This is a genomic window from Pseudobutyrivibrio sp. UC1225 (assembly GCF_900115215.1).
GTDB lineage: Bacteria > Bacillota > Clostridia > Lachnospirales > Lachnospiraceae > Pseudobutyrivibrio.
Genome location: NZ_FOVQ01000004.1, coordinates 131,783 through 152,717, shown reverse-complemented (window position 1 = coordinate 152,717; position 20,935 = coordinate 131,783). Strand labels below are relative to the sequence as shown.

At 38.8% G+C, this 20,935-nt stretch carries 14 protein-coding genes; all 14 read left to right on the top strand.

From position 1 onward, the window contains the following. The first annotated feature begins 112 nt into the window (after positions 1 to 112). The 14 genes from BMZ41_RS07250 to BMZ41_RS07185 all read left to right on the top strand — a co-directional run bounded on the left by BMZ41_RS07250 (position 113) and on the right by BMZ41_RS07185 (position 20,896). On the top strand, positions 113 to 3,742 hold the full coding sequence (locus BMZ41_RS07250; RefSeq protein ID WP_177184172.1) for a SpaA isopeptide-forming pilin-related protein: 3,630 nt from the start codon (positions 113 to 115) through the stop codon (positions 3,740 to 3,742). A gap of 13 nt (positions 3,743 to 3,755) precedes the next feature. Beyond that, positions 3,756 to 5,162, top strand: a complete 1,407-nt coding sequence (locus BMZ41_RS07245; protein ID WP_090528198.1) for a SpaA isopeptide-forming pilin-related protein — start codon at positions 3,756 to 3,758, stop codon at positions 5,160 to 5,162. 81 nt (positions 5,163 to 5,243) lie between these two features. Continuing rightward, positions 5,244 to 6,086 carry a class C sortase gene (locus BMZ41_RS07240; RefSeq protein ID WP_242942024.1) on the top strand — a complete coding sequence of 281 codons (843 nt, stop codon included), beginning with the start codon at positions 5,244 to 5,246 and terminating at the stop codon, positions 6,084 to 6,086. Next, positions 6,067 to 6,948, top strand: a complete 882-nt coding sequence (locus BMZ41_RS07235) for a class C sortase (protein WP_090528192.1) — start codon at positions 6,067 to 6,069, stop codon at positions 6,946 to 6,948. Before BMZ41_RS07240 ends, BMZ41_RS07235 begins: the two co-directional genes overlap by 20 nt. A 13-nt stretch (positions 6,949 to 6,961) precedes the next feature. After that, complete coding sequence (locus tag BMZ41_RS07230; RefSeq protein WP_090168114.1) at positions 6,962 to 7,804, top strand: isopeptide-forming domain-containing protein; 843 nt, start codon at positions 6,962 to 6,964, stop codon at positions 7,802 to 7,804. A gap of 257 nt (positions 7,805 to 8,061) precedes the next feature. Continuing rightward, a complete protein-coding gene (locus BMZ41_RS07225; RefSeq protein ID WP_090528189.1) occupies positions 8,062 to 11,880 on the top strand; it encodes a DUF7604 domain-containing protein in 3,819 nt (1,272 codons plus the stop codon). Positions 11,881 to 11,908: 28 nt separating this feature from the next. Continuing rightward, the gene (locus BMZ41_RS07220; protein ID WP_090528186.1) at positions 11,909 to 13,330 is read left to right on the top strand and encodes an isopeptide-forming domain-containing fimbrial protein; all 1,422 of its coding nucleotides are present in this window, start codon (positions 11,909 to 11,911) and stop codon (positions 13,328 to 13,330) included. A 176-nt stretch (positions 13,331 to 13,506) separates the two neighbouring features. Further along, entirely contained in the window at positions 13,507 to 14,547 is a 1,041-nt protein-coding gene (locus tag BMZ41_RS07215; RefSeq protein ID WP_143071331.1) for a hypothetical protein, read from the top strand. A 13-nt stretch (positions 14,548 to 14,560) separates the two neighbouring features. Continuing rightward, positions 14,561 to 15,067, top strand: coding sequence for a hypothetical protein (locus tag BMZ41_RS07210; RefSeq protein WP_090528181.1), 507 nt, complete (start codon positions 14,561 to 14,563; stop codon positions 15,065 to 15,067). A gap of 17 nt (positions 15,068 to 15,084) precedes the next feature. After that, on the top strand, positions 15,085 to 15,798 hold the full coding sequence (locus BMZ41_RS07205; protein ID WP_090528177.1) for a hypothetical protein: 714 nt from the start codon (positions 15,085 to 15,087) through the stop codon (positions 15,796 to 15,798). A 16-nt stretch (positions 15,799 to 15,814) separates the two neighbouring features. Beyond that, positions 15,815 to 16,702: a hypothetical protein gene (locus BMZ41_RS07200; protein ID WP_090528173.1), complete on the top strand. Its 888-nt coding sequence runs from the start codon at positions 15,815 to 15,817 to the stop codon at positions 16,700 to 16,702. Continuing rightward, a complete protein-coding gene (locus BMZ41_RS07195) occupies positions 16,686 to 17,792 on the top strand; it encodes a hypothetical protein (protein ID WP_090528170.1) in 1,107 nt (368 codons plus the stop codon). Before BMZ41_RS07200 ends, BMZ41_RS07195 begins: the two co-directional genes overlap by 17 nt. Before the next feature lie 63 nt (positions 17,793 to 17,855). Continuing rightward, on the top strand, positions 17,856 to 19,067 hold the full coding sequence (gene srtB, locus BMZ41_RS07190) for a class B sortase (protein WP_090528167.1): 1,212 nt from the start codon (positions 17,856 to 17,858) through the stop codon (positions 19,065 to 19,067). A 140-nt stretch (positions 19,068 to 19,207) separates the two neighbouring features. Further along, positions 19,208 to 20,896 carry a hypothetical protein gene (locus tag BMZ41_RS07185; RefSeq protein ID WP_090528163.1) on the top strand — a complete coding sequence of 563 codons (1,689 nt, stop codon included), beginning with the start codon at positions 19,208 to 19,210 and terminating at the stop codon, positions 20,894 to 20,896. The last annotated feature ends 39 nt before the right edge of the window (positions 20,897 to 20,935 follow it).

Sequence of the window (20,935 nt, the reverse complement as noted above, 5' to 3'; positions counted from 1 at the left end):
GTTGCCATAAGCTTTCCTTTTAGGAATAAAAGTCATAAGATACAAAACGGACACAAAACGGACACAAATTGCGGAACCGTTGTGTGACTAGTTATTTAAGGAGTTAATGTTAATGAAAAGGTATCCTATCTTAAGGAGGTTACTGTGTATTAATCTCTCGGTAGTGATGCTGTTCTCCACGCAGGTGGCAGTATATGCCGAAGAATCTGGCGGAGGTTCTATCAGGCAGGAGACAATAAGCAATACCGAAGAAGGTAATACAGAAGATAGTAGTACAAAAGAAAGTAGTAAAAAAGAAAGTAATACAAAAGAAAGTAATACAAAACAGAGCAATACCAATTCCGAAGATATATCAACTAATCTAAGCAATACTCAAATTAATTCTGAAGAAGTTAGTTCTAAAAAAGAAAATTCCAAAACAGATAATAATCGAAAAGATTCGAAGACCGATGAAGAGCTTCAGGAAAATGCGGATTCCGAAGAAGCTTCAGAGGAGAAAAAAAAGTCCGAGGACGAGACATTCAATATAAAAAAGGGAGATTTTTATATATCAGCTTTTGTTCCAGCAGGAACGTTTGATGTGGATGTCGAGTTTAAGGCTGACCAGGTCAAGCTTACAAGCTCTGAAAAGGAGCTGGTAAGCCAGACTGTGGATGCTGATGAGATGGAAGACTATTACGCTTTTGATCTTCGCTTCGAAGCGGACGGAGAGGAGATTGAACCAAGGGAGGGCTCTAGCGTAAAGGTTTCCATTGAGTCGTCTTTAATCGAGACAGATGCGGTGGTTCATATTAAGGATGATGAGACAGCAGAGACTATAGAATCAAAGATTTCTGGTGAAAAGGTAACATTTGATGCTGATAGCTTTTCTACATATGTACTTACTGCGACAAATGAGATTAATCCTTCTAAAAAGGTACTCTATGATAATGAAATTTATGGTTCATTAAAGGTTAATCATGAATACAATCATACAAGTCCATACAAAGGTGAGAATTTCTTTAATAAAGGTCGTGTTGCCTTAAAGGTTTTTCAACAGAACAATTTTACAAGGGATAAGGAAATGAAATTACAGTACGCTCCATATGAGTTGGCACCTACGGATAATGGAAATTTCCTTATTTATGGCTATAAGAACGACATCCAAAACTTTACATTTACATTTGCAGCACCGGAAAACTACTATGTAGCAAAGGTTTCATTGTACGAGTATAGGTCGGAGGATTATTACAATACTAAGCCTATAGCTGAGGTTCCAATTTATGGATATCAGACTGAGTGTACTATTCCTCTTACACTTAGACAGATGACCGAAAAAGATAAAGAGGTAGCTAATGCTGTTGTAGTTGAGCTTGAGCCCAAACTAGCAAAATTGACAGGTGAGAAAAAATATGTGGAGCATGCTCAACTTGTAAATTATGTAAATGGTAGACAAAAAAATATCAAAGCGGATAGAGCAACACCTACTAATGATATATTCGGAGAGTATTTTAGGTTTGGTGATGGACAACAAGGCTTAATTAGTAATCATTGTCAGGATGGACAGGTTTACCAGGGATTGGCAGTAGATGATATCACAAGTGGTGTCTTTAAACTGTCAAATGATAATGGCAACGAGATTTTTCCGAACTATACAAAGTATAGTAATTGGTGGTGGAAAGAGTTTGTTTATAAAAAATACATTACTGAGTATTATAACGATGCAAAGGTACGTTTTGATAAGGATGAAGATGGTTACTGGACCATAGATAGTAGTCAGTATAAGTATTATTACAATGCTAATAACAATCAGGTAGACATTAAAAAAGGTAAAGAGTTTAGACCATTCATAATGAGTGATTCTGATATTAATAAACTAGGTGAGAAAGTAGAAGACAATGACAAATACCTAGATAATCACTTCGGTATGATTCTTCCTATCAGTTTTACGGTTACAGAGGATGGAAAAACTGTAGCTGATAATGGCGAGGAAAAAGATACTATTTTTAAGTTCTTTGGTGATGATGATGTATTTGTTTATGTAGATGGAAAGCTCGTACTTGATCTTGGTGGTGTCCATAATGCGGTACTTGGACAAATCAATTTCAATACAGGAGAGATCCTTATACAGGGAAATCTTCGTAATCAGCTTACATCGTCACGAAATGACACCTGTTATACAAGAAAAGATGATGGCGGCAAGGCTAAAAGTATAGGTGTGAAGAATCTTTACACTACAGATGGTCAACAAGGCATCTTCTCTTATTCAAACGTAAGGGAATTTAGCCAGAAGGAGCATGTCCTTACAGTTGTTTACTTCGAGCGTGGAGCCCACAATTCAAACTGTAAAATCAGTTATAACTTCAATAAAACTGAGACAAGAACAGTTGATTTCAAGGGACTTAAGGTAGACGAAAATAAGAAGGGACTGGCTAATGCACAGTTTACTCTTTACACAGATGAGTCCTGTGCAGAAGATAAGATTGCCATAATGGGAATCGGTGTTCCTGCGAAAGCCACTTCAGATGAGGATGGAACAATCGAGTTCACAAGCCTTTCTGCAGGTGTTATCGAGAAAGGACAACAATCTGTAACTAAGTCTTTTTATATGAAGGAGACCGCAGCACCAGATGGTTATGTTTTGGCGGAAAATGCCATTTGGAAGCTGGAGCTTACAGCTTATGCTGATGGAAGCAAGACGCAAAAGCTAATAGCTGTCAATGATGCTGCTAGGGCGTTATCTATTGGAGATTCTTCAAATGTAAAGGCAATTAAGAATAATCCAATTAGGTTTGCAAAGAAGCTTACTGTTAGTAAGACTGTAACCTATGGAAGCGATAAGCAACAGGATGATGATGCGCAGTATGTATTTGAAATATGGGAGGCTGTAGATGGTGCCTTCAGTAGGATGGCAAATAAACCTTTCAAGATTGGTGATAAAGAAACTAAAACCAATGAATATGGTCAGTTTGTTTTAAAGGCTGGTGAGGTAGCCGTATTTGAAAATCTTATGGAGACTCAGTATGAAATCGTTGAGACCTATGTGCTTTCAAATAAGGGCTACAAGCTGGAAAACTATGATACAAAGATTACTGTGGACAGTGATGATTCAAAAGCAATCACATATAGGAATGATGACATAGCAAATCGTTATGTTCTTATAGATTTTGAATCAATCGGGGAAAATAATGTTAAATCGGTTGCGTCTGAAAAGGCCGCTGAGTTTGAAAATAATTTGGTTAAAATATATGACTGGCAGTTGATGAAGATTAGCAAAACAAGTCAGTTGCCACTTGCAGGGGCAGAATTCACGCTTGCCTCTACAAAAAAGGGTTCTACAGATAAGTACTATGGAAAGAGCGATGCTAATGGCGTGGTTCTTTGGTACAAATCTGTTAGTGATAGAGATAATAACAATAATCCTATTGAGGTTTCAGTAGGAAGCTATACTCTTTCAGAAACCAAAGCTCCTGGTGGATACTCCAAGAGCGAGGATGTATGGCAGATCACCATTGATAGGGAGCAAGGAGTTCAGGCATACATCAAAACACAAGGCGACTTGAAGGAAAAAACAGTAGTAGAAGAGCAGACACTTTCAAATGGTGGTGTTCTTAAGACTGTAAAGCTTTCCTTCGAAAACGAAGTCGCATACACACTTCCTGCCACAGGAGGAAGCGGAATTCATCTTTATACAATCGGCGGAGTACTGCTATTACTTTTAGCATCGCTGTTGTTATATAAAGACAAAAAGAAGTACATTTAAGGAGAATTTTGAGATGAAGAATTTCAAGAAGGTTATCGCATTCGCACTTGCAGCGATAATGATGATGGCAATGAGCATAACAGCTTTTGCTGAGCAGAGCACAGGTAGTGCTACAATTAAAGTAACTAATATTTCAGAGAGAGATGAAAAAACAGAACTTTCTGTATATCAGCTTGCTTCAATTGACACAGCTAAGAATAAGATTGAAGTAGTAGATTGGGCTAAGGCTGTTTATCCTAAAAAGGATGACAATAATCAGTTAATCATTGATGTAGATGCTCTTAATGCAGCTTTTGAAGCAGCAAATCCAACAGCAGTTAAGAAGGCTGAGTCTGTAAATGGTGCAGATGTAGAGTTCACAGACCTTGCAGCAGGCGTTTACATGATTAAGGTTGTTGGTAAAAAGGTACAGTACAACACAATGGTAGCTGTAGCTTACACAACAGATGATAATGGTAACTATGTAGCTACAACAAAGGCTGTTGAAATCAAGGCTAAGGGTTCTTCTAACAATATGGAGAAGAAAGATGATGACGGTCTTGTAAGAGCAGGTCAGAAGGTTAACTTCGAGCTTAAGTCTACAGTTCCATACATGGCAAACAAGACAAACGTTGAGTACAAGATTTACGATAGAGAGACAAATCTTTCAGCTCCAGAAGACGTAAAAGTTTTTGTTGGTGGCAAGGAAATGGCTTTCAACTTTGGTGAAGGCGTAGCTAAGGATGGTTACACAGAATATACAATGGACCTTACTTCACTTGTAGAATCAGGAATGAACGATCAGTACGCTGGTAAGACTGTAGTAGTTAAGTACACAGCAACAGTTATCGGTTCAAATGGATTCACAAACGTTACTTATGACAGCACATATGATAAGGATGAGAATGGCGAGCCAAAGAACCCACCTACAGTAAAGGGATGGCCAGCAGATATCACACTTATCAAGTATGCAGAGGATGGAAAGACAATCCTTAATGGTGCTGAGTTCGAGGTTTCTAAGAACGGTACAGTTCTTTACTTCGCACAGGAGTCTGAAGGTGTTTACAATCTTGTAGACGAGAAGGCTGATGGTGCTACAAAGACTATCGTAGCTCCAAAGGGTAAGGTTCAGATTAAGGGTCTTGATGAAGGTACATATCTCTTCACAGAGACAAAGGCTCCAGAGGGCTACTCAATCAATCCAGCAGGTGCTAAGGTTACTATCACAGATTTAAGCGAAGACCTTACAAACAAGAACACAATTACAGAAGCACAGAAGGCACTTCTTTCACAGGAAGGTTCTATCAACGATACAAAGCTTTCTTCACTTCCATTCACTGGTGGTATGGGAACAACAATCTTTACAGTACTTGGTGTAGCTCTTATGGCACTTGCATCAGCTCTTTACTTTGCAACAAAGAAAAAGGCTTCTGTAAACTAAATGGACACATTTATGTGTTACGATGATTAAATGAAATCATTTTTTAAAAACAATTATAAATTAATATTCATTGGAGCCTTGATGATAGCTGGTCTGACCCTGCTGTTTTACCCGCTTGTGGCTAATACCTGGAATAACCATGTACAGTCTAAATTGGTAAACAATTATACAGAGTCAGTATCCGAAGCTATCGAGTCAGGCACTATCAATGCTGAAGGAGAGCTTCAGAAGGCCTATCAGTATAATGAGGATCTGCTTCCATGCATCCTGCCGGATTCCTTTGCTCAGGCAGAGGCAAATGGTGTTGACGAAAGATACATGAGTATCTTAAACGCCAATGGTGATGGAATTATGGGATATATTCAAATCCCATCAATTAAGGTAAAGCTACCGATATTCCACACTACTAATGAGGATGTTTTGCAGATAGGTGTAGGTCATCTTGAGGGCTCTTCACTTCCAGTAGGAGGACCGAGCACACATTCAGTTTTGTCGGCACACAGAGGCTTACCTAGCGCCACTCTTTTCACAGATTTGGATAAGGTGGAGATTGGTGAGGTCTTTTTTATCATCATTATGGATGAGTATTACGCTTACGAAATTGATTCTATTGATGTGGTTGAGCCAGATGATACGTCACTACTTCAAGTGGAGGAAGGAAAGGATTTATGTACACTCATTACCTGTACTCCATATGGCGTAAACACCCAGAGATTAATGGTAAGAGGTCACAGAGTTGAGTACACTCCAAAGCTTTTGGAGGATGCAAAGACTCCGGCCTTTGGTGCAGTTAGTCTTCATACCAATTACCTTCTTTGGGTAATAGTAGGTCTTTCAATAGTAGCAGCTTTTATTTTGATATTGTATCTGATTGACAGGCATCGTAATAAGAGGGCAGAAGTAATTGAAACAAAGGATATTTAAATTTTTTATTTTCATATTGTTTGTTGCAGGGGCTGTATTTTTGGCTTATCCAACCATCTCTAATGAGTGGAACAACTATGTCCAAAGCAGACTTATAAATAATTACGAGTCTACCCTTTCAGAAATGACAGAGGATGATTATTCTTCTCAATGGGCTGCCGCTCAGGCATTTAATGAAAAGATTACCGTAAATGCTATAGGTTCAGATGCCTTTAACACAGGCTCTGATGGCAATGAAGTGACACCTACAGAAGATTTTCTAAATACGGAGTATTATTCTGTATTAAATCTTAATGGTGATGGAATAATGGGATATTTATCCATCCCAAAGATTAATGTAAAGCTTCCAATTATGCATGGAACCTATGATGAGTATATCCAGAAGGCCTTGGGGCATCTTAATGGAACAGCACTTCCTATTGGAGGCGCTGGAACTCATTCAGTAATTGTAGGTCATAGAGGTTTGCCAAATGCAGAACTCTTTACCAATATTGATCAGATGGAGATTGGCGATAAGTTTTACATCCATGTTTTGGATGATACACTGGCCTACGAAGTCGATAAGATTTCTGACATGATTGAAGCGGAAGACATAGATACCCTTACAGAAGCTATGAGAATAGAGCCAGGAAAGGACTATGTTACTTTATTTACATGTACACCTTACGGTGTAAACACTCACAGACTTCTTGTCAGAGGTACCCGAATAGAATATTTGGGTGAGGATGAGGTTCCAACCGGAACAGCAGCTGTGGTAGAGACAGTTAAAGATTACTACCTGATTTTTGGTATAGCAGGAGTAATACTTACTATACTTATTATTTTGATTATCAGTAAGATTTTTAGAAGGAAACAAGCTTAAGGGAGAAAATACCGTGAAGTTTTTTGGTATAAAGGAGAATATTTTTGCTCTTTTGCTTACAGTTATTATTGCTGTTGGCGGAGCAGGAGTTATTACAGCTCATGCAGCAGGACATATCGATACAGATGCTACTGTGACAATCACTGCACAGGTAGGTAAAGAAGATACATCAGTATTTGCTCAGAGCTATAATGGAAAAGTTGATATCAATCTTTATAAGATTGCTACCCTTGATGAGGCTGGCTTACCAGTCCTTTCTCCTTCCTATAAGAATAGTGGAATTGATTTATCAGTTCTTGCAAATAATCCAAAGGTTGCAGATATAGAGAAAAATATTGTTGAGCCAGCTGTTAAGGCAGCTGGCAGTCAGCAGGCAGATGCTGTAATTACAGCATCGAGACAAAATAATATTTTTTCTGGTACTGCTACAATAGATAAAGGCGTAGGTATTTATCTTTATGTACCACAGCCTGTTTCTGATGAAAAATATAAGTACAGCTTTACTTCTTATGTTATCTATGCTCCATCAAGTGATTTTATAGTTACTGGTGCAGCAGATGCAGATAAAACATGGAAGTATAATGTTAGCTTCATTATAAAGCCACAGGAAACTCCTATCGAAGTTAATATTCCTGACGAACCAACTCCAACCCACGGCGACGATGATGATGTAGTAGGATTTGGTGAGGATATTATTGAAATGGGCTCACAGGTCCCTCTTTATGGTAGAAGTCCTAAGACAGGAGATTCAGTTCTTCCAATTATATTTTGCGGAATAGCTTTTATAATTGGTATGGCTTTTATCCTATGGTATTTCAGAATGGCGTCTGATAATAAGAAGAATAATACAAAGTAAAAAACAGAATATTAATATATCTAAAAGACCGGTTATATAACCGGTCTTTTCACATTTTCTTCACAAATTGTGTAGCTAAATTACATATTTCTTGCCACTATCTGAAAACTCCTGCCAGTTCACAGATTTGTCACACAACAAGTGGTATCCTACCATTACGATAATTATTTCGTATAACACAATTATAAGTTATACCTTACGGAACGATTTATCGAATGTGTTGGTTCAGTAGTTTGGTTTTAGTGAGGAAGAATTATATGAAAAGAAAAGCTTTATTCAATAGAATAATCTCATTAAGCATAGTAGCAGTTCTATATCTGACTTCTTCAGCATCTGCTTTTGCAGACGTAAGTGAAGGGGAGACTCCAGCAGTTGCAGAAGCTGTGGAGACAACAGATGGGGCTGCTATTTCTGATGTTCCAGCTACTGAGGAGCCAGCCGCTCCTGCAGAGAACGCTGAGGCAGTTACGCCTGAGGGAACTGAAACTGCAGAAGTAACCACTATCCCTGATGAGACCACACCTACTGGCATCGTAGATGCTATCGAAGAAGTAGTTGAAAAGGTAGTGGATGCCATAAAGGGTGATTCTGATGATCCGGAAGCTGAATCTGATGACGAAGATGATGAGGACGGCGAAGATGATGAGGACGGCGAGGATGAAGAGGAAGATGAGGAGTCAGAGGATAAGGAAGACGAAGAAGCCGAGGAAGAATGTGAGCACGACCTTATCTATACATCAAACGGTGATGGTACTCATACAGTAAGATGCAGCAAGTGCGATATGGAAGAGTACACAGAGTCCTGTGAGTTTGATGAGAATGGCGTATGTATCCGTTGTGGTTATCATAGACTTCCAGATCCAATCCTTACATATGAAGATGATGAAGTAATCGTTACAGTAAGTGGTGCAATTCCTGAAAATGCTGACCTTAAGGTTACTCCAATTAAGAAGGAAGTGGAGGAGACAAAGGAAGCATATGAAGAAGTAGAAGCCTCCTTGATGGAAGATACTCAGGATAAGATATATGTAATTGAAGGTTTCCTGGCATATGATATCTACTTTATGGATATCGAAAGTGGAGTGGAGGTTGAGCCTAATGGTGATGTTACTGTTTCACTTCAATACAAGGGAGAGGTAATTCCACCAGAGGCCGTAGACAAGAATGATAATGCAGACCATGATATTTTAGTTCAGCACTTTAATGAGCAGACAAATACTATTGAAGAATTAAAGGAAGCTGGAAAGGCAGAACTAAGTGTTACAGAGAACAATGCAGTAACATCAGCAGAGTTCACAAGTGATTCATTTTCAAAATATGTTATTACATGGGTTAAGACAGATAAACGTACAGTATTGCTTAATCTTGTTAATAAACTTGAGGATGGAACAGAGCTTACTCCTGGTGGAAATTCAAGAACGCTTAATCCTCCAACAGGAACCTCGGAGATTAATTACAACATATCCGATTTTGTTGATGAAAACCCAATCGATGGTTATACATTCGTAAATGCGAAGTATAACGGAACGGAGATAAAAAGGGTAACAATAAAAAACAACAATGGTAATTACACAGTAAGCTTTTATAAAAATACAGAAGAAAACAATAATAACTCAAATCGTGTAGCCCAGCTTACAACCTCAAATACAAATCCTAATATAAATGCAAATATAGATTTATATTACAAGGCTGATACACGATTAATCATATCAAACATAACTACTGGAGAGGCAGCCGCAGATACAGGAACAACATACGAATATACGATTTTAAAATCAGATGGCACACCTCTTGCAAATGCCAGATATGAAAGTGATAAAAACAGCTCACATAATTTAAAGACTGACACTGAGGGCAAAGTTCAAATTGCACCGGGTGAGACAATAAAGTTCCATGCTGTGGAAAATGGAAAATACACAGTTAAAGAAGAAATTTCAGGAACATATAATTTTACTAACTTTGTTGTGAAGGTATACGAGTCAGGCACTGAAAAAAAGGTATATAAAGTTGGTTCCAATGAACCAAGAGAAATAACTGTTAATCTTTCAGAGTCTAATATACCAAGTATTAAATTTAAAAATTGCTATGCAACGGTTACTGAAAAGCCTGGCGCACCTTCGGAGGTTTCAAAGTATATCAGTTATGTACCAGATGAAGACATGAATGATATATATGAACTTTCCATAAAGTTCTCAGGACCTGACAAATCAATAGTAAGTACAGTGAATACTCAGGAGACTATTGATATTCACACTAAGAAGAATGTAGATATTGTACTTGCCATAGATAAATCCAACTCAATGAGCGGCAGCAATCTCGATTATGTAAAGAATGCTATTTCCAACATGGTTGATGTATTTAAAGGAAAGAATGATGTTGACGCTAAATGGAAGATCGTTGATTTCGGTACTGACGCAGCATTGGTTTCTGGTGAATGGATTAACACAGATGATGTTCTTGGTGCATTTACTTACAATCTTCGTGATGGTACCAACTATCAGGCGGGACTTGAACGGGCATATGCAGAACTTAATTCAGGAGGAAGAGATGGCGCAGAAAGAATTATCATCTTCCTTACTGATGGTGAACCAACACAGCACCTTAAAGAAAATGGTGAGGTGGATGGTTTAGGAAACAGATTAAGTGAAGCAACCTACGCAGCTACAATGGCAGCGGCAGCAAATGTTACATGTGACCAGTTCTATGCTGTAGGTATGAATCTAGGAACCATACCAGTATATGATTACGTTTCTTATGAAGAGACCTACTGGGATTGGTGGAGCTTCAGATATAAAACCAGAACAGTCAGTGATTGGAGGGAAGTAAGAACAGTTAGTGGTTACAACCTTTTAAGTGAGCTAGCTTCAAAAGTTAATGCTACTAAAAAGGAAGCGGAAAATGTAGCAGCCAGCGCAGTTGGTGCTCTCTTCTCAAACTTAGCTGGAACTATTAGCTCAGAAACTACAGGTGGATATGACACAGAAACTGCCATGGTATATTCAAGCAATGTTACCATGAAGGATACACTTAGCGAGTATGTAGACATAAAGCCAGGCAGCGAATTTAGAATAAGTGTAAGCCACGGTGATTCTGATACTCCTGTTTTATTACCAGGTAATCCAGTGGAGCCAAGAACCAGTGGCATAATAAATGCTGATGGTACAAGCAACATACCTGCTACATATGAATTAGAAGGTGGAGTAACACTGGTTGCTTCATATGATGCCAGCAAAAAGACGATAACCTTGGATTTCCCTGATGATTATGAATTGGATAATCATTATAGCTACTCTGTAAAGATGGTAGTGGTTCCAAGTGAAAAGGCTTATAAATATTATCTTGGCGATAAGGACGAGGAGACTCAGGAGCAATATCCTGGAGGATATCCAGCAGGTATGATTGGCGAAAAGGGAACAGATAATATTTTCGCTAGTATAAAGACATCAGAAGGACAACAAGGTTTCTATTCAAATGCAACTGGAGAAGAGGATGCAATAGTAACCTATACCTTTGGAGGTCAGAAATATACTGAGAAGTTCCCTAAGCCAGTAGTTCAGGTTCATATTTTAAATACATGGGAAATGTATAAGACTGATGATTCTGGAGAAAAACTTGGTGGAGCAGAGTTCCTGTTAGAGGATTTGACCGAGGGATCTGACATAGATTTCATAGGAACAAGTGATTATTCACAGGAAGGAAAACTTGATTGGGATTTAGAGGGCGCAGAAGTGATTCCAATAGGAAAGACTTACAGGCTTTCTGAAACAAAAGTTCCAACAGGTTATTCCGGAAGCAAAGGAAAATGGCTATTTACTCTGGATGAGACAAATAAACCTACGTTGACCGTAGAAAATGCTAATGTAGAGACAGCCGAATATTCTACAGAAGTGATAAGAACAGGCAACAAAGTATTATACAAATTCACTTTTGTAAATATAAAAATGGATGGAGAGTATATCCTTCCAGCAACAGGTGGAAACGGAATTTACAGAACAACATTATACGGAATTGTATTAATGCTCACTTCGGTATTCCTTTTCTATAGAAACAAGAGAAAGTCAAGAGTTGTAAGTTAAGTGGTTCATCAATAAAGGAGGTAAACCTATGAGGAAAGTAAGAATGTTACTAACACTTGTCATGGCACTGGTCATGATGTTTGCTATGACCATCACAGCAGCAGCTACAGATGAAGGTTTAGATGCACCATCTTCTGGAACTGGAGCAAAGATTGAGGTTTTAAATGCAGACGATGCAACACTTACCTATGATCAGGTAATCGTAGCTAATCGTAAAACAGTTACAGGTTGGGAAATCGTAGATAAGTTTAAACCATTATTTGCAGGTTTTGATACTTCTGACGCAGATACTCAGAAAGATATCGATGCTCTTGTAAAGGCAGCTACTGAGGCTGAAATCTTATCTAAGCTCGGTGATGTTGGAGCTACAAAGCCATTCTCAAATCCACTGACAGTTAAAGAGCCAGGTTTGTATTTGATTAATGGTACTGAAGAGAATTTCGATTATAGTCCTATGCTCGTTTATGTAAGTGCAAAGGATATTGCTGAAGGAAAGACTCTTCAGGTAAAAGCTAAGAAGACTCCTACACTCGTAGTAAAGAAATTAGTAAATGAAAATGATGATAAGGCAGTTGAGTATGGTGCTGAGATTCCTTATGACGTTGAAGTAACAATTCCTTATTCTCCTAAGGGTGAAGAGGCTTCCTTCGTAATCAACGATGAGCTTTCTGGTGGTGTATTTAAGACAGCAGAAGGTGCAACTACTACAGAAGTTACCATTACTATTGAAGCACTTAATTACACAGAGACAAGACAGATTGCCGCAACTGAGAATGGAACAAAGCTTACAATTGACATTTCAGATTTAATTATTCACAGTGATGATCCAGAGGAAGATAATAAGTATGCAGGTTATAAGGCTGTAATTTCTTACGCAGCTATTGCTGATGGAACACTTCCAGCAGTAAACAATAAGGCATACATTGGTGATAAGCCAGAAACTGGAACAACAGTTACATCTTGGACTGGAACACTTAAGATTACAAAGATGAACGAAGCTGATGCAAATGAGCCTGAATATCTTGTAGGCGCAGAGTTTGTAATCATTAAGAAAGTAAATGATGTTACATCATATGCAGTTATTGAAGATGGTAAGCTCGCAGGTTGGGTAGCTACAGAAGAAGAGGCTACAAAGCTTGTAACAGATGAAAACGGTGAAGCTTCAGCAGATGGTTTCTCACCTGATGAAAAATATAGCTTCCATGAAGTTCTTGCTCCTGAGGGATATGCACTTAATCCTCATGATGAAGAACCAGAGTGGAAAGAAATTAAGGATAATGGAAAGATTGTTTCTTACTTAGGTGAAGCTACAATGCATGATACAAAGCTTTCAGAGCTTCCTTACACTGGTGGTAAGGGTACAGCAGCTTTCACAGGCTTTGGTGTACTTTTAATGAGTGTTGCAGCAGGTTTATACTTCGCAAATAAGAAGAACAAATCAATCAAGTAATAATACAACAGCTCAAAAATAGGATGCGTTCCCCCGTCGCAGTAGGTTCAGGGCGGGGGAGTGACATCCACTACATTATCAGGAAGAGGATATTGGTTCAGTACCTTGTTCCGGGTGATGTAAATCGGAGGATAGTAATAATGTTGAAGGCCTAGTGGCTTGGAAGGGAGTCGCCAGTGATTAAAGTTAGTTTAAGAAGAAAAGGTCTAATAGGAATATGCATGGCTTTAGCCTTATGTATTTTGGGCATAGGAGCTCACAGCCTTAGAGCAGCTAGCAGAGTAGATACAAAGAAGCCAGTTACTATTACTGCAAAGGTGGCCGATGGTGATACTTCTGCTTTTGCTACAGAATACAAAGGAAAAGTGGATATCTATTTATACAGAATTGCTACCATGGATGAAACAGGAACTTTGACTGTAGATGACAGATATGCAACTGCAGGCATCGACCTTTCTGTTTTAAATAAGAAAAATGCAACTTCTCAGGATGTAATTACAGGAATTGTAGATCCCGCGATGGAGAAGGCAGAGCAGGTTGGCAAGGATGAACAGTTTACTCTTGATAGAACAAATGGTGATACCTCAGCCACAAGCGATCCTTTAGAAAAAGGCGTTGGACTTTACCTTTACATTCCACAGAGATCTACTGAAGATGCAACTTCAAGATATGCATATGAGTTTACACCTTATATAGTATTTGCTCCTTCAAGCACATTTATTACTACTGGTACTGGCTCAGATGAATGGGATTATAATCCTAGCTTTAATCTGAAGTCAACGCAGATTGAAAGAACAGGAAAGCTAAGGATAGTTAAGAAGCTGGATCAATATAACATTTCAATGGGTAAACAGAGCTTCGTTTACGATGTGAAGGGCACCTTAGATGGAAAGGTAGTTATTAATAATGTATATAAGATAGACTTTGATGGACCTGGTACAAACGATAGGATAATCGATGTAGATATACCAGCTACTACAGTGTTAACAGTAACAGAAGCTTATCCAGGTTCAAGCTACAAGCCAGTTGATGAAGAAAAAATGGTGGTAGATGGACTTGTGGTTATTCCATATGAAAAAGAAGGCGATCCGATAGTAACCGCAGAATTTGAAAATACTTACAGTGGCGGACTTATTGTTGGTGGAATTGCAGCAGAAAATACATTTATTGAAGATGAAAATGGCGATATTCATTTTATAGAAGATGTTGTTGAATGAGAGGTAACTGATTATGAAAAATAAACAGATTATATTAGTTGCAGCCATTGCATTAATGATATGTACAGTTGCTGTAAAGCCTGCGATAGCGTATTTCACAGCTACCACAGATGTGGAAGGCGGGTTTATAGTTTCTATCGGTGATGGCATTCCAGAGATAGAAGAAAAGGTCAAGGATATGACCAAGAAGATTACCATCAAGAATGTTGGTGATTATTCTATCTTTGTAAGAGCAAAGGCTATCTATCCTGATGATGTAAATATTACCTTTGAAGCTACAGATGGCTGGAGCGATGGTGGAGACGGTTACTATTATTATAGAGATCCTATTGCACCAGGGGAGTCAACACCAGAAGAGACACCTCTTACTTTAAAGATTACAAGAGAAGAGGATGCTACTGGAAACTTCAACGTAATTATTGTTCAGGAAGCTGTTAAGGTAATGTATGACAAGGATGGAAACGTTGATTGGAAGGGAGCAGTATCCAGTCAGAATGTTTACGATCTCGGTAATCAATAGATTAGGAGGGTGTTAATATGAAAAAATTTTATAAGAGCCCTCTGCTATTGTTGGCATTGGGTTGTATAGTTTTAGCAGCGACATCTGTTGGGGCAGCAAGAGCCGCATTCACTGATTATTCTATAGACAAAATCAAATTCAGCACAGCGGAGATTGCAGTAGATGTTAGTGGAGATATAAAAGATGGGAAGTTGGTTTTTCCAGAGATTGAAAAGGCATTCGATGATGAGACCTTTGCATTTGGAAAGACATACGAGGAGAATGTTTTAGTAACCAACAATTCTAACGAAACCGCGGGTTATGATGAATACATCAGGGTTGTAGTTAGAAAGAGCTGGCTAAACGATCGCGTAAAGGATGAATCCTTAGATCCTAGACTTATTAACATAAAGACAGCCGAGGGATGGTTCAAAAACGAATCAGAATCCACATACGAACAGGAGGTTTGGTATTATACAAAGCCAGTTCCTTGTGGAGACACAGTTCAGTTTATTACAGGTATTAGCTTAGATGATAAGGTTACTACAGTGGTCATGCATTCGATTACTGAAGCACTAATCGAAAACATATATGTTTATGATCAGCAGGAAGCATATGTAACACTTCAGGTTGATGCAGTTCAGGCTAACAATGCTAAGGATGCAATTTATGGAGCATGGGGTATAAGTGTTGAGTGCAGCGTTCCAGATTCAGGCGTAATTACTTCTATTGATGGCAAGCCTACACTTTAGGAGGAAGGAGCAGGTTATGAAGATTAAATATTTAAATATAGTCCTTGCTCTTTCGCTTGCTGTGGCAGGGGTTATGACACCAGTATTAAATGTAGAAGCAAAAAATCATCCGGCTGTAGAATGGACAGTAACTTTCGATTCAAATGGAAATCTTGGCTCAGATTACAGCACCTCTGCATTAGAGGCTGCGAAAAGAATCCTTAAGGTAATGCCTGGTGATACAGTTACTTATCAGGCAACTTATAAGAATGCCTCAAATGCGTCAGCAGATTTTTATCTGGCCACAGATATAGTTGATTCGCTTGAAGATGGAAAGGATGCTTCAGGCGGAGCATATACCTTCCAGCTATATTATACACAGGGCGGTAACACTACTTATTTATATAATGACGATACAGTAGGTGGTGAAAGCGACGTTCTAGGTTTGCATCAGGTTAAAGAGCTTAATCAGACAAGCCTTAGCAATGACGAGAAGACCTATTATAAGCTTGGAACTCTTTCTAATGGAGGAGATGGCACAGTATTCCTAAAAATTACACTTGATGGTAATTCGCAGGATAGCTTGTACATGGATGCTGTAGCAAATATAGATTTGGTATTTGGTGCAGAGAAAACTCCAACTACACCTCCAGAAATAAAAACAGTTACAAAATATGTGACTAACACAAAAACAAATAGAGTTGTTTCAAAAGTACCTGGTGGGTCAGAGATAGTTGTTATTAGAGACCCATCAATGCCTTTAGCAGGCGGTGGCTCAGGCAATCCAAGAACAGGGGATGAAATATTACCAGTTATCGCTTGTACAGTAGGATTGGTACTGGGAATACTCATAATTCTTTGTTATTTTTCTATGGAGATGAAACAGAGAAGAAAGGAGGTAGCTTGTAATGAAGAAGAGCAGTAAGGCATTAGGCTTAGTATTATCCATTATATTTGCTATCTCCGCAGTACTTTCGTTATCTATGGTTGCCAAGGCAGCAGATGAGCCATATCCAGGCACAAAGTATACTGTATGGATTGGAATTGGTGATGACCGGTTCGAATTTAATAGAGATTTAGATGGAATTCTTACAGTTGATACTGGAGATGGTAGAACAGAAGACCTCCCTAAGGTAGATACTTCTGATTCCAAAGTCATCTATATTACAAACCTTAAATCAACAGATAAAGTTGGACTTAAGTGTGCAGCAGCTGTCGATACCAGCTCCTCAGACAAATATATTGTAAAAGGAGTTCGCAGAGGCGGAGCTAATGATTGGTATGCAGATTTATCCTACACTGTAGATCATGATGAAAGCTACGTAATTGCATATGGTGTTGGTACAATTGTTTCTTATACCGTAAAGTTTGAAGGTGCTAATAGGACTATTGCTCCTGTTACCTATTATGGAATTCAAGGACAGAAGAATTTTTATATTCCTAGTGAAGCTGTTTCAGGTTATGAAATTGATACCACAAAGACCAATCCAGGTTGTACTTATAAGGGACAAAGCCTTTATGTAGAGCAAGCCCTTGTTGGTGGCGAAGAATTCACCTTCAGATATAAGAAGCAGTCAGGTGGTTCTCCAATCACTGATACTAAAACAATTTATAACGAGGAAACTAATACCGTATATTCAACAGAAGTAGGTGATCCAGAGTATACCTACCAGACAATCCCAGGAGAAATCGTGGATGCTGGTGAAGGAGTTACTAATAACCGAGTAGAAGGTGGAGGTGACCAGGGTGCAGCAGGAGGCGCAGGTGGTGCCGAGGCAGGTCAGGCAGAGGCAGGTGACACTACAACAATTGGTGAAGCAGATGTTCCATTAGGTGGAGGTGAAGAAACACCAACTAATATTCCAGAGCCAGAACCACCTAAGGGACATGATACTCCGGTATATTTGTTGTATATCCGTTATTTAATCATAATAGCTATAATTGCTATTCTAATATTGTTAATTGCAATCATTGGAACAATGAAGGCTAATTATGATAAGAAACATAAGAATTAATAATTAATGTGAATTAGGGGCGACTTAATGGTCGCCCCTTTTAAAGTGTGGTAATATCTAATTATGGAAAAATTTCTTAAAATACTAGGTAATTGTATAATCATTTTAGTTATTGTATCCTGTCTACCGCTGGCTATTCCAAGGATAATGGGAATGCAGGAATACAATGTAATCACCGGGTCTATGACTCCAGAAATCCCTGTAGGTTCAATAGTATATGTTAAGCCTGTTGATTTTCAGGAGCTTGCTGAGGGGGATATTATTGCCTTTGACGTGGGAGCCAGCGTAGTTACCCACAGGATTGTGGAATTGGATGCCAAGCATCGACTGATTACCACAAGAGGCGATGCCAATCCTACTAACGACTTTATGCCCGTGACCTATGAAAATGTGCTAGGTAGGGTTGTGGCACATTATCCTTTTATAGGGAATATTGCGGCGTTGATTTCAGAGACTAAGGGGAAAATAGTAGCATTTCTCCTGCTTGTCGTGGGAGTGCTTCTTGCCAGTGTTGAGGACAAGAAGAAAAAAGAAATCAATCCAAAGGTAATACTTGCACTAGGGCTTGTTATAGTGTTTGGCTCCATAGGTGGATTTGTTTATATCTATTTAGGTTATCAGAAGTCAAATGATTTATATGATTCACTGGAAAAAACCTATGTTACAAAAACGGATGATCAGGTTCTGCAGGTGCCATGGCAGGAAATGCTTGATGTGGATATTTCGGCTTTACAGAGCATCAATCCTGATGTGGCTGGATGGATTTATGTTGAAGGAACAGACATCAGCTATCCAATAATGCACTCAGGTGATGACGAAAGATATCTTCGAACAACCATAGACAAGGAATATGCCACCGCTGGAAGTATTTTTTTGGAAGGATATAATCTAAAGGATTTTAGCGACAGCCATAATATTATTTATGGCCACAATATGCGAAATCTTTCCATGTTTGGAAAATTAAAGTATTACAAGACAGATGAAAATTTCTATGATGAGCATAGATATTTCCAAATTATAACCCCAACAGCAAAGATGAGATTTGAAATCTTTTCATATTTTGATACGGAGCCTGCATCATGGGTATACACAGTGCCTTATTATGACAATCCAGAATTTCAGGGCTATATTGACGATTTGAATAAACATGCTTATAAGGAATTTTCAGTTGCAAAGAATGTTACCTCGGCTGACAAGATAGTTACACTTTCTACCTGCTCTGCTCAGGAAATGAGATTTACAGTTCATGGATACTTAGTTGATAAAGTGGATTAATCTACAAATAAAATGTTATATTGATAGGCAGAAAAAGTATTATTCTGGCAAGATGTAATGTTAAGAAAGCCAAAATGCGTTCCGATATATCGTTTAACAAAAACGAAGTTGAAATTAATTAGTGGTATTTCGGAGGGATTATGGCAAAGAAGATTGTTTGTTTATTAAAGGGAACTGCTACCACAGGAGTAGCAATTGGAGGAGCATCAGCATTAACTGGAGCTGATTTGGTATTTGCTCAAGAACTTTCAGCAGAAGTAAATGAAGAAGCAGAGCTTGCTGTAGAGCAGACTGTTGAAGAGACTGTAGAAGAGACACATGCTACAGAGCAGCAAGATGAGTATGAGGTATATTCATATGAGACAGTAGAGAGTGCTCAGGAAGCCATAACTGAGACTGAGGTTGAGATTGCTGAGACAGAGGAATTAAAGGCAGAGGCTGAAATAGAGAAGGATATTATTGTTGAGAATCTTGTGAGTGCGCAGGCAGAGCAGGCCACTGTATCGGGCGAGCTTGCAGATGCTCAGAGCCAATTAGCAGATGTTCAGCAGGAGATGGCTGACAGACAGCAGTCTTATGAGGAGGCTGGTTATGCCAATGAAGGGCTTGATGAGCAGGAAGCTGTAGTAAGTGAAAAAATGGCTGAAGAAGCTGCTGTAAGAGCTCAGCTTTATGAGCAAAACAAGAATCTCACAATGGATAATTACTATAAAAATGAGGGTCGTCAACTTGCTAAGGAAATGATTCTTTATAAGTTGATTATGACAGGTGAGGTTAGCGCTGAGGATGCTGATAAAGTATTTTTTGGTGAGAACTTCAATAAGAATTACGATGACAAGCATTACTGCGTTAAGTATGTAAAAATTATCGATGACGAGCCAGTATATGTTGAGAGATATTTTGATTATGTAACCTGTGATGAAGAAGGCAATTCAATGTTTCAGGGACTTGTTGAAAATGAGAATGACTCTTCAGTAGTTGCAGGTATCAACGTAGTAGAAAAGACTCCTACCTATAAGGTTTGGACAGAAGATCCACACAAGGTATCAACCTACGAGAAAAATGTTCCTGGAAAGATTAAAAACCAGACAGTATATGGTTACACCTTCCATGCAGCACAGCGTGATGAACAGGCAGGTTTTTATGCTGAGGAAGGCCAGCAGAAGAAGGGCGTTGACTGGTACACCCAGAACCAGTACAAGCAGGATGTTGATAATCGAAAGGAATATAAGGATTATGTAGAAGCTGCAACTACAACAATTGCTAACCTTAATGACAGAATTGCAGAGCTTACTGCTACACTTTCTAATGTTACAAATCAGATTAATAACCTTAGAGAAGATTTGGAAGACATCCAGGTAGAGATTCAGGGCTATGACAATAAAATTGAATATCTGAAGGACAAAGTAGATGCTTTAGGTGATAGAATTCAGGAAATCATAGCAAGTCAGCAGGCTCAGAATAATGTGGCTCCACAGGCTCAGAATAATGTGGCTCCACAGGCTACTACAGCAATAGAAGATACTCCGGTACCAGCAACAACAGTTGAACAGACTCAGGAGCAGGCAGTACAGCCTTCTGTGATAGCTCCAGTCAGACAGGTAGAGGTTCAGTCTATTGAAGATGTTCAGGTTCCTCTTGCAGTAATGGATGTAGAGGCAGAGGAGGATGTAGCTCAGACAGTTACAATCCCAGAGCAGGAAGTTGCAAAGCCAGGAGAGACTACAAAGAGCATGGCTATCTGGAACGGAAGTACACTTCCATTACTTGGAGCAATAACAGGATTTATTGCTTTTACAAAAGTTAAGAGAGAAGAAGAGCAAAACTAGTCAGATAATAAAACGACCAGTACCCTAATCAATCAGGTG

Bases quoted from the DNA above. Each gene is read 5' to 3' on its own strand.
- BMZ41_RS07200 (WP_090528173.1), top strand. From the start codon at position 15,815: ATGAAGATTAAATATTTAAATATAGTCCTTGCTCTTTCGCTTGCTGTG.
- BMZ41_RS07245 (WP_090528198.1), top strand. From the start codon at position 3,756: ATGAAGAATTTCAAGAAGGTTATCGCATTCGCACTTGCAGCGATAATG.
- BMZ41_RS07225 (WP_090528189.1), top strand. From the start codon at position 8,062: ATGAAAAGAAAAGCTTTATTCAATAGAATAATCTCATTAAGCATAGTA.
- BMZ41_RS07195 (WP_090528170.1), top strand. From the start codon at position 16,686: ATGAAGAAGAGCAGTAAGGCATTAGGCTTAGTATTATCCATTATATTT.
- BMZ41_RS07210 (WP_090528181.1), top strand. From the start codon at position 14,561: ATGAAAAATAAACAGATTATATTAGTTGCAGCCATTGCATTAATGATA.
- BMZ41_RS07205 (WP_090528177.1), top strand. From the start codon at position 15,085: ATGAAAAAATTTTATAAGAGCCCTCTGCTATTGTTGGCATTGGGTTGT.
- BMZ41_RS07220 (WP_090528186.1), top strand. From the start codon at position 11,909: ATGAGGAAAGTAAGAATGTTACTAACACTTGTCATGGCACTGGTCATG.
- BMZ41_RS07250 (WP_177184172.1), top strand. From the start codon at position 113: ATGAAAAGGTATCCTATCTTAAGGAGGTTACTGTGTATTAATCTCTCG.
- BMZ41_RS07185 (WP_090528163.1), top strand. From the start codon at position 19,208: ATGGCAAAGAAGATTGTTTGTTTATTAAAGGGAACTGCTACCACAGGA.
- BMZ41_RS07240 (WP_242942024.1), top strand. From the start codon at position 5,244: ATGATAGCTGGTCTGACCCTGCTGTTTTACCCGCTTGTGGCTAATACC.
- srtB (WP_090528167.1), top strand. From the start codon at position 17,856: ATGGAAAAATTTCTTAAAATACTAGGTAATTGTATAATCATTTTAGTT.